Annotated in this window: 10 protein-coding genes; 4 read left to right on the top strand and 6 right to left on the bottom strand. The window is 64.7% G+C overall.

Annotated elements, in window-relative coordinates; all coding sequences use genetic code 11:
• Positions 1 to 72: 72 nt before the first annotated feature.
• Positions 73 to 2,703 carry an ATP-binding protein gene (locus NGM15_RS13110; RefSeq protein ID WP_253431731.1) on the top strand — a complete coding sequence of 877 codons (2,631 nt, stop codon included), beginning with the start codon at positions 73 to 75 and terminating at the stop codon, positions 2,701 to 2,703.
• On the opposite strand, the gene NGM15_RS13105 is transcribed toward NGM15_RS13110, so the two are convergent.
• Together NGM15_RS13105 and rio1 are read right to left on the bottom strand one after the other, a co-directional pair.
• Positions 2,648 to 3,643 (bottom strand): transcription initiation factor IIB, encoded by a 996-nt coding sequence (locus NGM15_RS13105; RefSeq protein WP_253431728.1) that lies wholly within the window; start codon positions 3,641 to 3,643, stop codon positions 2,648 to 2,650. The two genes, NGM15_RS13110 and NGM15_RS13105, sit on opposite strands and share 56 nt — an antisense overlap.
• A gap of 109 nt (positions 3,644 to 3,752) precedes the next feature.
• Positions 3,753 to 4,619, bottom strand: a complete 867-nt coding sequence (gene rio1 / locus NGM15_RS13100) for a serine/threonine-protein kinase Rio1 (protein ID WP_253431725.1) — start codon at positions 4,617 to 4,619, stop codon at positions 3,753 to 3,755.
• Positions 4,620 to 4,781: 162 nt separating this feature from the next.
• Between rio1 and NGM15_RS13095 the strand changes: the two genes are divergently transcribed.
• A complete protein-coding gene (locus tag NGM15_RS13095; protein WP_253431722.1) occupies positions 4,782 to 5,960 on the top strand; it encodes a M24 family metallopeptidase in 1,179 nt (392 codons plus the stop codon).
• A 132-nt stretch (positions 5,961 to 6,092) separates the two neighbouring features.
• On the opposite strand, the gene NGM15_RS13090 is transcribed toward NGM15_RS13095, so the two are convergent.
• Together NGM15_RS13090 and NGM15_RS13085 are read right to left on the bottom strand one after the other, a co-directional pair.
• Positions 6,093 to 9,281 carry an FAD-binding and (Fe-S)-binding domain-containing protein gene (locus NGM15_RS13090; RefSeq protein WP_253431719.1) on the bottom strand — a complete coding sequence of 1,063 codons (3,189 nt, stop codon included), beginning with the start codon at positions 9,279 to 9,281 and terminating at the stop codon, positions 6,093 to 6,095.
• Between the two features lie 6 nt (positions 9,282 to 9,287).
• Complete coding sequence (locus NGM15_RS13085) at positions 9,288 to 10,259, bottom strand: NAD(P)-dependent oxidoreductase (protein ID WP_253431716.1); 972 nt, start codon at positions 10,257 to 10,259, stop codon at positions 9,288 to 9,290.
• 147 nt (positions 10,260 to 10,406) lie between these two features.
• Between NGM15_RS13085 and NGM15_RS13080 the strand changes: the two genes are divergently transcribed.
• Positions 10,407 to 11,714, top strand: a complete 1,308-nt coding sequence (locus tag NGM15_RS13080; protein WP_253431713.1) for an amidohydrolase — start codon at positions 10,407 to 10,409, stop codon at positions 11,712 to 11,714.
• The gene (gene ilvA, locus NGM15_RS13075; RefSeq protein WP_253431711.1) at positions 11,711 to 12,949 is read left to right on the top strand and encodes a threonine ammonia-lyase; all 1,239 of its coding nucleotides are present in this window, start codon (positions 11,711 to 11,713) and stop codon (positions 12,947 to 12,949) included. Before NGM15_RS13080 ends, ilvA begins: the two co-directional genes overlap by 4 nt.
• A 196-nt stretch (positions 12,950 to 13,145) precedes the next feature.
• On the opposite strand, the gene NGM15_RS13070 is transcribed toward ilvA, so the two are convergent.
• A complete protein-coding gene (locus NGM15_RS13070) occupies positions 13,146 to 14,510 on the bottom strand; it encodes an aminotransferase class III-fold pyridoxal phosphate-dependent enzyme (RefSeq protein WP_253431709.1) in 1,365 nt (454 codons plus the stop codon).
• 134 nt (positions 14,511 to 14,644) lie between these two features.
• Positions 14,645 to 16,357 (bottom strand): BCCT family transporter, encoded by a 1,713-nt coding sequence (locus tag NGM15_RS13065; protein WP_253431706.1) that lies wholly within the window; start codon positions 16,355 to 16,357, stop codon positions 14,645 to 14,647.
• Between the last annotated feature and the right edge of the window lie 12 nt (positions 16,358 to 16,369).

Raw genomic sequence — 16,369 nt, 5'->3', positions numbered from 1 at the left:
AGAGAGTCAGGCTGACCACTTTCAGCCGGCTATACGACCATTTATACCCCATGGCGACCCTAGACGATTTCAATGGCGCAAGCGGGCAACTCTGAACTCGTCGACGCGTTCGAGCAGTTCTTCCGTAACTACTACGACAACGAGATCAAGCAGCTCGCCCAGCGTTACCCCAACGAACAGCGCTCGCTGTCGGTCGACTGGCAGGACCTCTACCGGTTCGACCCGGACCTGGCCGACGACTTCCTGAACCAGCCAGAACAGCTCCAGCGCTACGCCGAGGAAGCCCTCCGACTCTACGACCTGCCGATCGACGTCAGCCTTGGACAGGCCCACGTCCGCATCCACACCCTCCCGGACACCGAGTCCCCCGAGATCCGCGAGATTCGCGCCCGCCACATGAACACCCTCGTCCAGGTGCGCGGCATCGTCCGGAAGGCTACCGACGTCCGCCCGAAGATCGAGGAGGCCGCCTTCGAGTGCCAGCTCTGTGGCACTCTCTCGCGAATCCCCCAGTCGACCGGCGACTTCCAGGAACCCCACGAGTGCCAGGGCTGTGAGCGACAGGGCCCCTTCCGCGTGAACTTCGACCAGTCCGAATTCGTCGACTCCCAGAAACTGCGCATCCAGGAGAGCCCCGAGGGACTGCGCGGCGGTGAGACGCCCCAGGCCATCGACGTCAACATCGAGGACGACATCACCGGCGAGGTCACCCCCGGCGATCACGTCTCTGCGGTGGGCGTCCTGCGCCTCGAGCAACAGGGCAACCAGCAGGAGAAGTCGCCCATCTTCGACTTCTACATGGAGGGAATGTCCGTCAGGGTCGACGAGGAACAGTTCGAGGACATGGACATCACCGACGAGGACAAGAAACAGATCTACGAGATTTCCCAGCGCGAGGACGTCTACGAGGACATGGTCGGCTCCATTGCGCCGGCCATCTACGGCTACGAAGAGGAAAAGCTCGCGATGATGCTTCAGCTGTTCTCGGGCGTGACGAAGCAGTTACCCGACGGCTCGAGGATTCGCGGGGACCTGCACATGCTACTTATCGGAGATCCTGGTACGGGGAAATGTGTTTCGGGTGATACTCGAGTGACGCTCAGTGACGGGCGCAACGTACCTATTCGGGAACTCGTCGAGTCGAACCTCGAGGATCCGAAACCCATCGACGACGGTTGGTGGGACGAAATTGACCTGCAAGTGCCTTCGCTTCAACATGACGGCACCATATCGAATCAACGAGCCACCAAGGTCTGGAAGCGTGAAGCGCCCGATCAGCTGTATCGAATTCGGACCTCGAGCGGGCGCGAAATCGAAGTGACGCCGTCGCATCCGTTGTTTGTCGCAACCGATCGCGGGTTTTCGCCACGCCGTGCGGGAGAACTGAAACGCGACGACACGATCGCGGCAGTTCCGGAACCTCGAGATTTCTCAAGTAGTTCGAAGCCAACACCGGCGCTCGCAGACGGTGGATCAGACTGTGCCACAACGGCACAAATAGCGTCCATCAGATCCATAGAACCCAAAGAGGATTGGGTCTATGACCTCGAAATCGAAGGTACACACAACTACATCTCGAACGGGATCATCTCACATAACTCTCAGATGCTTGGGTACATCCAGAACATCGCACCCCGTTCGGTCTACACCTCGGGCAAAGGCTCGTCCTCGGCAGGGCTTACCGCTGCTGCCGTTCGCGACGACTTTGGCGACGGCCAACAGTGGACCCTCGAGGCCGGTGCCCTCGTCCTCGCCGATCAGGGAATTGCAGCGGTCGACGAGTTAGATAAAATGCGCCCGGAAGATCGCAGCGCTATGCACGAAGCCCTCGAGCAACAGCAAATCTCGGTCTCGAAGGCGGGCATCAACGCCACGCTCAAATCCCGCTGTTCGCTGCTCGGCGCAGCCAACCCCAAGTACGGCCGCTTCGACCACTACGAACCCATCAGCGAGCAGATCGACCTCGAGCCGGCGCTCATCTCGCGATTCGACCTGATATTCACCGTCACGGACCAGCCAGACGAGGAGAAAGATCGCAATCTGGCAGAACACATCCTGACGACGAACTACGCCGGCGAGTTGACGACCCAGCAACGGGAGATGCCCCAGCTCGACGTCTCCACCGAGGAGATCGAGGCGATGACCGAGGAGGTCGACCCGGTGATCGACGCCGACTTGCTGCGTAAGTACATCGCCTACGCCAAGCAGAACTGCCACCCGCGGATGAGCCAGGAGGCCCGTGAGGCGATCCGGGACTTCTACGTCGACCTCCGCTCGAAGGGCACCGACGAGGACGCTGCGGTGCCGGTGACGGCCCGAAAGCTCGAGGGCCTGGTCCGCTTGTCGGAAGCCAGCGCACGGATTCGCCTCTCCGATACGGTCGAGGAGGAAGACGCCACGCGTGTGATCGAGATCGTTCGCTCGTGTCTCCAGGACATCGGCGTCGACCCCGAGACCGGAGAGTTCGACGCGGACATCGTGGAGGCGGGGACCTCAAAGTCCCAGCGCGACCGGATCAAGAACATCAAGCAACTCATCAGCGACGTCGAGGAGGAGTACGACGAGGGCGCGCCGATCGATGTCGTCCTCGAGCGGGCGGACGAGATCGGCATGGATCAGTCGAAAGCCGAACACGAGATCGAGAAGCTCAAGACGAAAGGCGAGGTCTACGAGCCGAGTACGAACAACTTGCGGACGACGTAGACGCTACTCGCACTCGGCGTCGTCCACTGCGGAAATGATCAATGCGAAAATAATCGCTCCGAATCCTCACTCCACCTGGTCGACCAGTTCGACCGCCGATCGGATCGTGGTCGGCGAGGTCGGCGGCGGCCTGCTGGGTGATGGTCTCACAGTCGAGAACGAGCGAGGCGTGATACAGACAGCCAGCGGCGACGCCGCCCGGATTGCGGCCACCGATCACACCCTGTTCGAGGAGGGCGTCGACGCGTTCCTGGGCGTGTCGCTCGACATCGGCATCGAGGTCGAGTTTCGACGCGAACCGCGGCAGGTACTGGGATGGGTCGATCGGACCGGTCGGCAGGCCGAGTTCGCGGTTGAGGGCGTCGTAGGCGGCCTTGAGTTCGTTTTCGCTGGCACGGGAGACGGCGACGATTTCGTCGATAGTGCGGGCGATCGACCGCGTTCGACACGTCGCGTAGACCGAGGCCGCGGCGAACCCCTCGAGGGACCGACCCTGCAACAGGTTCTCCGACTGGGCCGATTTGAAGAGGGTACACGCCTGTTCGCGGACGGATACGGGTAGCGAGAGGCGACTCCGAATGCGACGGATCTCGGTAAATCCGTAGACGCGATTTCGATCCGCTTTCGTCGCGATGCGAGCGCGGTTGTGTTCGCGCCTGAGTCTGGCGAACTGACGACGTTTTCGGCCGGTGAGACGCGTGCCCGAACCGTAGCCGATTTCGGTCGAGAGACCGCGGTCGTGTCGTGACCGCGTGAGCGGCGCGCCAGTTCGGCGCCGGGATCGGTCCTGGTCGTCGTAGGCTCGCCACTCCGGTCCAGGATCGATCGCGTATTCCCGACAGACGGGTCCACACTGGCTACAGATCTGTTCCGTCTCCGTCGATCGGATAGTCCCCTCACATTCGGGACACCGGTCCTGATGTGCACCTTGTTCCACCATACATTCGTTGGTACGTTGATAGTATTTAAATTATCCTATTGGGAATTGTCTTCAATTTATCTATAATTTCCTAAAATACGGTTATACCTGGTGTCGAAATTCCACCGTGTTAGGCTCGAGTCGGGTCCGGTTCGGGCTGGGTGACAAACTCGAGAACCTCGTCGTCGGTCACCTCGAGCCCCTGTCGCCGGAAGAACGAGGCAACGTTGTGGCAGTCGCGTTCGAGGAAGCCCCGACTGTTGGGGTGGTGAACGGTGACGGCCTGGCCGAGGTCGATGACGATGAGTTGATTCTCGTGGACGATGACGTTGTACTCGCTCAGGTCGCCGTGGATCAGGCCGGCCGAGTAGAGGCGACGCATGTACTCCCGAATCACCTCGTAGGCCGTCTGCGGGTTCTCGACGTGAACCTCGCCGAGGCGCTTCGCTCGACCGTCCTCGTCGTTCCCGAGGTACTCCATCACGAGAACGTTTCGTTCGGCCGCGATTGGCTCCGGAACGCGAACGCCGGCGGCGCGCGCACGTTCGAGGTTGGCCAGCTCCTTGCGGACCCAGGCGAGGACGACGTCCTTCTTCTTACCGCCCAGTCCCTCGAACCGGGGGTCGCCCTCGAGGTAGTCTCGCATCTGGCGGAAATTCGAGGCGTTGATCCGGTAGATCTTCACGGCGACCTCCCGGTCGTCGCCGAGAGCGTGGTAGACGTTCGCCTCTTTGCCGGTCGAGATGGGGCCACCGAAGGCCTCGACGTAGCCGTCCTGGACGAGTTTGTACAGCGCGGCGAAGGTGGCGTCGTCGAACACCGACTGTTCGACCTTGAACTGGTCGGCGTCCTTGATGCGTTCCTCGAACTGCTCGAACTCGCGGTCGCGCTTGCGGGCGATGCGGTCGGCTTCCGTATCGGTGACGTCGATTTCCTCCCACTCGTCACCGGGGGTGTCCGCTTCCTCGAGGTCGACCAGTTCGAACGCGGCTGTCATCTAGCTATAGATAGGGCGCGAAACGGGTAAAGGGTGGGTATGAGTGACTGGTCGGACTCGGCAGCAGCGACGACCGGGGGAAGAAGTAAACGGTATCTGTATCCATTATACACGAAAAACTTTTAGTATTCCTGGTGGACCACCACTACAGGGCCTGTTACCATGTCTCGAGATGTCTTCGACGAACGCGAGTACGAACGTCGGGTCGAGCGAGCGAAAACACGGTTGCGAGAGGAGGAACTCGACGCCATCGTCGTCACCGACCCGGCTAACATGAACTATCTCACCGGCTACGATGGCTGGTCGTTCTACGTCCACCAGGCTGTCGTCGTCACGGTCGACCGCGACGAGCCGGTCTGGGTCGGCCGCGAGATGGACGCAAACGGCGCCCGGGCGACGACCACCCTCTCCGAGGAGAGCATTCGGGCGTACAGCGACGACCACGTCCACTCGCCGTACGACCTCCACCCGATGGACTACGTCGCGGGCGTACTCGAGGATCTCGAGGTCGCTGACGGCCGAATCGGCCTCGAGATGGACGCCTCGTACTTCACCGCGAAGTCCTACACCCGGTTGCAGGAGAACCTCCCGGAAGCCGAATTCGAGGACGCGACGCTGCTGGTCGGCTGGGTCCGGGTCAAGAAGTCCGAGCAGGAACTCGAGTACATGCGCGAAGCCGCTCGCATCTCCGAGAACGCGATGGAGGCGGGCCTCGACGCAATCACCGAGGGCGTCCCAGAGTACGAGGCCGCGGCCGCGATTTACGACGCCCTGATCACCGGCACCGAGGCGTACGGCGGGGACTACCCGGCGATCGTCCCGCTGATGCCCTCAGGCGACCACACCGGAACCCCACACCTCACGTGGACCGACCGCCCGTTCGAGGATGGCGATCCCGTCATCATCGAGCTTTCGGGGTGTCGTCACCGGTATCACTCACCGCTGGCCCGGACGACGTTCGTCGGCGACCCGCCCGCGGAACTCGAGCGAACCGCAGACATTGTGGTCGAGGGGATCGAAGCGGCCCTCGACGCCGTCGAGCCTGGGGTCACCTGCGAGGCCGTCGAGAAGGCCTGGCGCGACACGATCGCCCAGTACGGCCTCGAAAAGGAAGACCGGATCGGCTACTCGATGGGGCTCGGCTACCCGCCGGACTGGGGCGAGCACACCGCGAGCATTCGCCCGGGCGACGAGACCGTCCTCGAAGAGGACATGACCTTCCACATGATCCCCGGTATCTGGACGGAAGAAATTGGGATGGAGATCAGCGAGACGTTCCGCGTGACGGGAACCGGCGCGGAGACGCTGGCCGACTTCCCACGTCGGTTGTTCAGGGCGTAGCCACCACGGTCGTACGGCCGACGGAACGAACGGCGGAGTTCGTCGCGAACTGGCGCTCAGTTCGGCGCCAGTCACCGTTCGTCGCTGACTCCAGGGCGAAATTTCGCCGAACCGGGTCGAAGCGATCGGCCGTCACTCGGCCGACAGCGCCGCCGCCACCGTCTCGATGGGGTGTGGCGGCTCGTCACAGCCGTCGTGTGCGGAGAGCTGCGTTCGACAGGACGCCCCTGGAGCGACGACCACCTCCCCGTCGCTCGCGTCGACCTGATCGAACAGGACGTCGCCGATGGCCCGACTGAGCGAGTAGTGTTCGGCCTCGTAGCCGAAGGAGCCGGCCATCCCACAACAGCCTGAATCTAGAACGTCGACTTCGTAGCCGACGGTCTCGAGGACGGCTGCGGCGTGACCGTCCTTCTTCGTCGCCTTCTGGTGACAGTGGCCGTGGTAGGTCAGACGACGGCCGGCCCCGTCGGCCGGCAGTTCGCCGGCCAGGTCGAATCGATCGAGGTACTCACAGACGCCGTAGGTGTTCCTCGAGAGTCGTTCCACATCGGGACCCGACAGCAGGTCCAGATAATCCGACTGGAGCATGACCGCGTCGGAGGGTTCCACCAGGACGACCTCCCACCCGTCCTCGAGGAACGGCGTCAACGCGTCGACGTTAGTCCGGGCGCGTTCGCGGGAGAGGTCGAGGAACCCCTTCGAGTGGGCCGGACGTCCGGTCGAGGTCACGCCGTCGGGAAGTCGAACGTGAACGCCAGTCGTCTCGAGGACCTGCACCGCCGCCTTGCCGGCCCGCGGATGGTTGTAGTTCGTGTACGTATCCGGAAAGAGGAGCACCTTCCGGTCCGCCGCCTCGAGCGGGATTCGGGAACCGCGCGCCTCGAACCAGTCCTCGAAGCTCTCGCTCGCGAACGTCGGGAAATCGCGCTCACGGGCGATTCCGACCGTTTTCTCGGCGACCGTCCCCGATCCCGGTAGCGACGCAGCCCAGTTCGACAGCGGCGCAAGCGCCGAGCCGACGGCGTTGAGCCGGTCGACGTTCGCGAAGAGGTGGTCCCGGAGAGACGCCCCGTTTCGCTGGTGGGCGGCGTGTTCCACCTCGGCTTTGAGCTTTGCCATATCCACCTCGCTCGGGCAGTCGCGCTTACAGCCCTTGCAGCCGATACAGAGGTCCACAATTTCGGCCAGAAACTCCTCGTCGACCGCGTCGGCGTCGAGTTCGCCACTCATCGCCCCCCGGAGCGCGTTCGCGCGGCCGCGGGTGCTGAGGCTCTCTTCCTCGGCCGCGCGGAACGTCGGACACATCACGCCGCCGGTCGTCTCCTGGCCGCTCCGACAGCCAGCACAGCCGTGACAGAGGTCGACCATCCCCTGGAAGCCGTTCTCGTTGTCCCAGTTCAGGCTCGGCTCGAGCCCCGGGTCGAACGCGTAGTCGGGGTCGAACCGGAGGTGCTCGGTCATGTCGTGGTCGCCACAGACGTTCCCGGGGTTGAGCAGCCAGTCAGGGTCGAACGCCGTCTTCAGGTCGCGAAAGAGGTCCCACACGTCGTCGCCGTAGAGCTTGTGATTCCACTGCGTGCGGGCGCGGCCGTCCCCGTGCTCGCCCGACACCGAGCCGCCGTACTCGACGACGAGGTCGGTGACGTCGTCCGCGAGCGACTCGAACGCCTCGAGTCCAGCCGGGCTCTTGGTGTCGACGAGCGGGCGCATGTGCATACAGCCCGGCCCCGCGTGGGCGTAGAAGCTGGCGAACGTGTCGTACTCCTCCAGGACGTTCTGGAAGTCCGCGACGTAGGCCGCCAGGTTCTCGGTCGGGACGGCCGTGTCCTCGATGAACGAGATGTGCTTCGCGTCGGACGTTCGCGAGAGGAGGATTGGGGCCGCGCTCTTGCGGAGCTTCCAGAGTTCGGCGATGCCTTGCGGGTCGTGGGCTTCGATGGCGTCGAAGGCCCGGACGGGGTCGCGCTCCGGGTTTGCCGCGGTGTCCTGGTCTTCCGAATCCGCTTCGTCGGCCCCCGGATCCGGGACGTCCGTGTCCGGCAGGCGGTCAGACAGCAAGTCCGCAACCTGCTCGCGGCCGTGGTCGTCGTCCTCGGCGTAGAACTCGACGAGCAAGGCGGTTTCGGTGCCCGCGGGGAGTCGTTCGGCGACGGCCGCGAACTCCTCGGTTCGTTCGGCGAGGTCGATCAGCACGTCGTCGATCGCCTCGATCGCCGCCGGATCGTGGTTGCGGACGATCGTATCGACGTCGGCCATCGCTTCGAGCAGGTCGTGGTAGGTCAACAGCGCCACGGACGTGGTCTCGGGCACGGGCTCGAGCGAGACCGTCGCTTCCGTCACGACGCCGAGGGTTCCTTCGCTGCCGGCGAGCACCCGGGCGAGGTTGACCGTCGCGTCGGGGTCGGGATCGCCGTCGATCACGAGCGGGCCGTCGCCACGCTCGTCGAACGCGTCGGGCCGCCCGTAGGCCTCCGCGACCAGCCGGTCCAGGTTGTACCCCGAGACGTTGCGCTTCAGTTGCGGGAAGGCCTCGCCGATAGCGCCTGCCTCCTCGTCGATCACGCGGCGCAACGCCTCGTAGATTCGGTCGAGCAGGTCGCCGTCCGGGTCCGCCGTGTCCCGGAGGTCGGCGACCGTCACCTCGCCGAAGCGCTCGACGGAGCCGTCGGCGAGGACGACCTCGCACGTCTCGACGTAGGCGTCGGTCTTGCCGTACTGCAGCGAGTGGGCGCCCGTCGAGTTGTTTCCGATGGCGCCGCCGACCGTGCTGCGGTTGCCGGCGGCAGGGTCGGGCGCGAACTTCAGCCCGTGGGGCTCGAGCGCCGCGTTCAGGTCGGCGAGAACGGCCCCTGCCTGGACGGTCGCCCGGCGTTCGTCGGGGTCGATCGTGCCGACTGCGTCCATGTGCGCCGTGAGGTCGAGGACGACGGCCTCGTTGACCGCCTGGCCGGCGAGGCTCGTGCCGGCGCCGCGGGGCAAGACGGGAATCTCGCGGCGAGCGCAGTAGCCGACGACGCTCGAGACGTCCGCCGTCGATCGCGGCAGAACGACGCCGACGGGCGTCCGTTCGTACGCGCTCGCGTCGGTCGCGTACAGCTGACGGGTGTACTCGTCGAATCGGACCTCGCCGTCGATTCGGGCGTCCAGATCCGAGACGAGAGCCGGTCGATCGACGGCCCCGCCGACGTAGTCGTAGTTCGCTCGCGAATCCGCCGCGGGACTGGGTCCTCGATCCGCCGCCGAATCGGATTGGTTGGAGGCCACTTCCCCCGTTTGGTCGGTGCGGTCGGTCGTGGAGGCGGGATCGTCGGTAGCCACCGTCGGTCACCCCGACGTCGGCTCGAGGACGGCGTTCTCGAGGGCGTCGCCCGACTCCAGCGCGCGGACGTTGTGGGCGACGATGTCGGCCAGCCGATCCCAGTGTTTCGGCGTGTGGCCGCCCGTGTGCGGGGTGATCAGACAGTTCTCGAGGTCCCACAGCGGGTGGTCGCCGGGCAGTGGCTCGGGGTCGGTGACGTCGAGAGCGGCCCCCCGGATGCCATTGAATTGCAGCGCCGAAACGAGCGCGTCGGTGTCGATGAGCCCTCCTCGAGCGGCGTTGACGACGACGGCGTTCGGCGGGAGCGTCGCTAGTTCCGCCTCGCCGACGAGGCCGCGGGTCGTATCGTTGAGCGGGCACGCCAGGACGACGTAGTCGCTGCGCGAGAACGCCTCGTGCACGTCGTCCGCCTCGAAACCGAGGACCTCGTCGGTCGGGCCGCCCTTCGACGGCGTGTACCGGATGCCGATCGTCTCGACGTCGAACCCCTCGAGCCGTGTGACGATCTGCTGGCCGATCGAGCCGAGGCCGACGACCGTCACGGTGCTGTCGGTGAACTCGTGGGACTGGAAGTGGCGCCACTCGCCATTTTGCTTGCGGCGCCACCCCTCGTGGAGGTTTCGCGCGAAGACGAGCATGTTAGCGATGGACTGCTCCGCGATGCCGGGTGCGTGGATGCCACCCGCATTGGTCACGGCGACGCCGTGGTCGGCCAGCGCATCCATTGGGACGTGGTCGGTCCCGGCGAACGTACACGCGAACAACTCGAGGAAGTCGGCGTACTCGAGCATGGCCTCCTCGATCGTGATTCCGGTCACCACTCGCGCCTGCGAAACGAGTTCGCGCTCGGCCGCCGGCGTGCGAGCGAGCGCGATGGTGCGTTCGGGGAGGCGCCCGCGAAGCGTTTCGGCGTACGATTCCATCGACAGGCCTTCCGTACCCTCCCGGAGAACGACGATGTCTGGGTTCGTGCTCATGTGAATAATCCTCTGTCACAGCGACGGCCCACCGTCCCTGAAACGTTCGTACGCTACGGTTGTCACACGCTCCCTTATCCTTTTTGTGTACCCGTCGTTAACACTGATTGTGTATAATTAAGTGCGTGGGTCGCGTCAGCGTCTCGCATGAGCGAGCCGATACGGGACCGACTCGTCGCCCTCCGTCGCAGCTTCCACCGGCATCCGGAACCGGCCTGGCGCGAGTTCCGGACGACCGCCCGCGTCGTCGAGGAACTCGAATCCCTCGAGGTCGACGAACTCGCCGTCGGGGCGGACGCGTACGACCCCGCCGACCGAATGGCCGTTCCCGACGACGAGGAACTGGAGCCCTGGCTCGAGCGGGCGCGCGAGGCCGGTGTTCGCGAGGACCTCCTCGACCGGATGGAGGGAGGTTACACGGGGGTCGTCGCGGTACTCGATCGAGGCGACGGGCCGACCATCGGGCTTCGAGTCGACATCGACGGCCTGTTCATCGAGGAATCGACCGACGCGGATCACGAACCGGTCGCTGAGGATTTTCGGTCGGCGGTCGACGGCACGATGCACGCCTGCGGCCACGACGCCCACATGACCTGGGGGCTGGCCACGCTCGAGGCGATCGTGGAGAGCGACTTCGGCGGACGATTGGTCGTCTTCTTCCAGCCAGCCGAGGAGGCCGGCGGCGGCGGATGTCCGATGGCGAAGAGCGAGTTCGCGGCGAACCTCGACTACCTGCTCGCGATTCACGTCGGCCTCGATCACCCGACGGGGGAGATCGTCGCGGGTATCGAGAAACCCCTGGCGATGTGCCACGTCGACGCGACGATCGAGGGGACCTCTGCACACGCGGGAAAGGCCCCCAACGAGGGGGACAACGCCTTACACGCCATGGCCACGGCGATCGAGAACGCCTACGGCATCCCCCGCCACAGCGACGGGATGACCCGCGTGAACGTCGGCCGTGCGGAGGCGGGAACCGCGAGCAACGTCATCGCCGAACGGGCCCACATCGTCGCCGAAGCCCGCGGCGAGACCACGGCGCTGATGGAGTACGTGAAGGAGCGACTCGAGCGGACGATCAAATCGGCCGCGACGCTCCACGGCTGTCGGGCGGACGTCGAAATCGTCAGCAAATCGCCGCGGGCCGACAGCGACCCCGAACTGCAGGCGCTCGTGAGCGAGGTCGCGACCGAGGTGGCGGGCGTCGAGTGCGTGCTCCCCTCGGCCGACTTCGGCGCGAGCGAGGACGCGACCTTCCTGATGGAGCGCGTCCAGGAGGAAGGCGGGCTCGCATCGTACCTCATCGTCGGCACCGACCACCCCACCAGTCACCACACGCCGACGTTCGACGTCGACGAGCGGAGTCTCGCACACGGCGTCGACGTGCTCGTCGAGACGATCCGCGAACTCGAGCGACGGCATCCGGTGTCTCGTCGCGACGAGAGCGAGGCATGAGCGAGAGTCGCGTTACCCTCGCGGACGTCGAGGCGGCCCGGGAGCGCATCGACGACGTCGTCCACCGCACCCCGCTCGACACGTCGCGCACCTTCGCCGAGATGAGCGGCGCGGCCTCGGTGGGTCTCAAACTCGAGAACGTCCAGCGAACGGGCTCCTTCAAGATTCGAGGTGCGTACAACGAGATGTCCCAGCTCTCCGACGTGGAGCGAGAAGCGGGGGTCGTCTCCTCGAGTGCGGGAAATCACGCCCAGGGCGTGGCGCTGGCCGGCCAGTTGCTCGGCATCGAGACGACCATCGTCGTCCCCGAGGTGACCCCCGCCACGAAGATCGAGGCTACTCGTGGCTACGGCGCCGAGGTGGTCGTCGAGGGCGACATCTACGAGCGATCGTACGAGTACGCCCTCGAGCGGGCCGACGAGACCGGCGAGACGTTCGTCCACCCCTTCGACGATGAGGAGATTATCGCTGGCCAGGGAACGATTGGCCTCGAGTTGCTCGAGCAGTACCCCGAGATCGACACCCTCCTCGTCGCCATCGGCGGCGGCGGGCTGATTTCGGGCATCGGGACGGTGCTGAAGGCCCACGATCCCGAGATCCGCGTGATCGGGGTCCAGCCGGAGGGAGCCGCTCACGCGAAGCCCTCGCTCGAGGGGGGCGAAATTCGGGAACTCGAGACCGTCGACACCGTCGCGGAGGGCATCGCCGACACCCGGATGCTGGGGACTACCTTCGCCATCGCCCGCGAGGTCGTCGACGACGTGGTCAGCGTCACCGACCGGGAGATTGCGGCCGCGGTGACGTTGCTGGCCGAACGCGCGAAGACCGTTGTCGAAAGCGCGGGTGCGACGCCGCTTGCGGCCGCGCTGTCGGACGAAGCGAGCCTCGATCTCGAGGGAGTACACGTCGGCGTGATCGTCTCCGGGGGCAACGTCGGCCTCACCGAACACGCGGAACTGACACGGACCGGTCTGCACGAACTCGGACGCTACGTCGAGGCAAGGTTGGCCGTCGACGGGTGGCCCTCGATCGTCGGTGACGTCGCGGAGACCGTCGGGTCCGAGGGCGCCGAACTGGACGTCTTCGAGCGCGCACGACGCGGTCCCGTCGACGAACCGAATCGAGTTCCGGTGACCATTGGTCTCGAGGGGAGCGGACGGGAGCACCTCAAGGACGTACTCAAGTCGCTGGACGGCCTCGAGGGCGTGTCAGTGGTCGAGCGCTCGATCGACTGAGCGGCGGAGCGCCCGTTCCTGGCGCGTTGAACCGCGACAGAGTCGTAGTTCGACGGACGTGGAAGGTGAGTGAGCGACTATCGGGAGCGAGCGAATCGCTCTCGAGTCGATCACCGTCGAGTCGATCGCTGAATCACATCGAGGCGACATCGAGAACGAGCGTCGAAGCGACCGCCGATTCTCGACGAGCGCCGTCTCAATCGGCCACTTTTGCGCTCGGCCCGACCGCCTCGATCGCTTCGAGGAAGATGCCGATACCCAGTTCGATCTCGCGCTCGCTCGAGTCGAGCGGCGGGAGCAGCCGAATCGTCTTCTTGCCACAGCCCAGGGTCAAGAGGCCGCGTTCGAGGGCGGCCTCGACCACGGCGCTCCGGCGCTCGGGGGTATCGAACTCGACGGCCAGCATCAGCCCCTTGCCGCGGACGTCCTCGACGTACTCCGGTGCGTCGTCGCGCAGGAGTTCTTTCGCCTGCTCGCCACGGTCGGTGGCGTTGTCGAGCAGGTCGTACTCCTGGATGGCCTCGAGCGTGAACGCGCCCATCATCGAGCCGAGCAGGTCGCCGCCGCCGAAGGTCGAGCCGAGCCGGTTCTTCTCGTCGGGGAAGACCTCCGAACGCGAGATCGTCGCGCCCACGCGAAGTCCCTTCGCGCTCGCGATGACGTCGGGTTCGATCGGGTAGTGATCCGAGGCCCAGATCTCGCCGGTGCGACCGAGACCGGCCTGGATCTCGTCGACGACCAGGGGGATGTCGTACTCGTCGGTGACGTCCGCCACCTCCTGCATGAACGCCTCGCTGGGGAAGCGGTAGCCGCCGACGCCCTGGATCGGTTCGAGCGCGAGGAAGGCGATCTCGTCGGGGTCGATGTGGCCGCCCTCGGGCGCGAGCATACTGCGGAGCTGGGAGTCGCCGCCGGCGAAGAAGCCGCAGTCGCAACTGTCGGCGTCACAGCCGCGATCGGCGCAGAACGGTACCGTCTCGATCCCGCTGATCTGGGGGTAGTGGCGCGTGTAGACCTCTTTGGACTTCGTGATCGAGAGCGTGCCGAGCGTCCGGCCGTGAAAGCTGCCGGCGAAGGCGACGCCGTACTTCGCCGGGGCGCGGTGGTCGTTCGTGATCTTCATCGCGTTCTCCATCGCCTCTGCGCCGGAGTTCGAGAGGAACACTGTGTCCATCCCGTACTGGCTCGAGACTTCGACCAACTTCTCCATGAGGTGACTCGAGCCAGGTACCGCCGACTCCTCGGGCGTGGGACCGGCGCCGAAGTACAGGTCCTGGCCGGCGATTTTCATCGGTTCGACGAGGTCGAACGCCTCGAGTTTGTCGAGGACCTTCTCGTTGTTGTAGCCGAGGGGTGCAGCACCGATGTGGCAGGTGAAATCGAGCAGGACGTTTCCGTCGACGTCCGTGACGAACGGGCCGTCGGCCTCGCGCGTGATATCCCAGACGAAGTCGTGGGAGTACTCGCTGGGCGCGGAGTGCGCCTGATGGAAGTCGACCCATCGCTGGGCGTTCGGACCCGGAAGCGCGTCCGCATCGGGTTCCGCGGTGTCCCTATCCATACACAGATTATGTATACGCCGTACATTAAATCTTGGTATAGGGCAGGGAACGAGTCGGTCCGTCGCACGAAAAAGCGGGACGAAACACGGAAGGGGAGGGGCGACTGGCAGCGAGGCCGATAGCCGCAGGCGACTCAGTCGTCGTCGGATTCGACGGGGCCGCCGGGGCCGGTTGGCGGTGAATCAGTTTCCGTTTTCCTGCTCGAACCGATGAGCACGGTCTCGTCCTGCAGTAACACGCGGCCGTAGTTCGAGCCGAAGTCCTTGATCAGTGCGAGCATCGCGAGGAAGCAGACGAACGCGAAGGGAGTGCCGGTGATGATCGCTGCCTGCTGGAGCGTGTTCGCACTGCCGCTGCCGCCGAGGATCATCAAGATTGCGGCGGTCATTCCGAGGACGACGCCCCAGAAGACTCGGTTGATGGTCGACGGCTTGGCCTTCCCGCCGGTCGTCATCATCGAGACGGCCAGCGTCGAGGAGTCCGCGGACGTGACGAAGAACGTCGTCACGAGGATCAGGAACATGTAGATCAGAACCCCGCCGACCGGGATGGCGTACGTGCCGAGTCCGACGGCGCTCAAGTCGATCGTGAACTGCAACGCCTCGAAGAGAATGAAGCCGGAAATCTCGGCGCCGGCATCACCGGAGAGCACCGCGCCGAAGTCCGCGACGTCATTATGTTGGGCCCACACCGCCGTCCCGCCGACGAACGTGAACCACGGGATGGTCGCCGCCGACGTCGCGACGATGCCGGTGAAGGCGACCTCGCGGACGGTCCGTCCCTTGGAGATGCGGGCGATGAACAGTCCCGCGAACGGGGACCACGACAGCGCCCACGCCCAGTAGAAGACCGTCCAGGCGTTCATCCACTCGGTAGCTGCCGGATCACCGTTGCCCATCGGCCCGGCGCCAGTGAAGAGACTCATCGAGACGAAGTCAGTAATCATGCCGCCGAGGGCCTGAGAACCGAGCAATACCAGAAACAGCGTCGGCCCAACGATGAACGTCGCGAGCATAAGCACGACGAATAGGACCATGTTAAAGTTCGAGAGGCGTCGGATTCCCTTGTCGACACCGAGAACCATCGAGATCGTAAACAGCAACGTCATCATCGTTACGACGGCGAGGATTCCGATATTCCCCATACTGATTCCCCACTGGTAGTCGAGGCCAGTGACGAACTGGCTACCGATGAATCCCAGCGAGGTCGCCACGCCGCCGATCGTCGCGAAGACGGCGAGGATGTCGATGACTTTGGCCGCCGGTCCATCGAGATTTTCCTTCCCGAGAATCGGCGTCAGTGCCGAGGATACGCGCAACGGGACCGAGTCGTAGTTGTACGCGAAGTACCCGATCGCGATTCCCATGATCGTAAATACGGCTAGCTGGGGCAATGCCCAGTGGAACAGCGTCTGCTGGATCGCAATGGGGATCGCTTCGGCCGTCCCACCCTCGACGTTGAACAGCGGCGAGGGACTATCGTAATAGAACAGTCCCTCGGTCGGCCCCCAGAACACGACACCCGCAGCGAAGCCAGCCGAGTATAACATCGCGAAGAACGACAGGAAGCTGTACTCGGGATCCTCGTCACCGAGTTTGATCCGTCCCCAGGGTCCGACGATTAGAAACAGAAGGAAGACCACGATCAGGAACACGATCACCAGCAGCGCCCAGTTGAACGCGCCGAGCATCGAATCGTTCAGCGACCCGATCCCCTGCTCGACGGTATCGGGGCTGATGAAGAACGCCGCGATCACGCCGACGGTCAGCAACGCCCCGAACGCAAAGACGATGGGATCGATCTCCTCCCGGAACTGATCGATCGCTCCCCTCTCGGCGTCACTCATTCCGACTCACCC

It is taken from the genome of Natronosalvus halobius, from assembly GCF_024138145.1.
Lineage (GTDB): Archaea > Halobacteriota > Halobacteria > Halobacteriales > Natrialbaceae > Natronosalvus > Natronosalvus halobius.
Note: the sequence above shows the minus strand (reverse complement) of the source record. Positions and strands in the feature narration are given on the sequence as shown.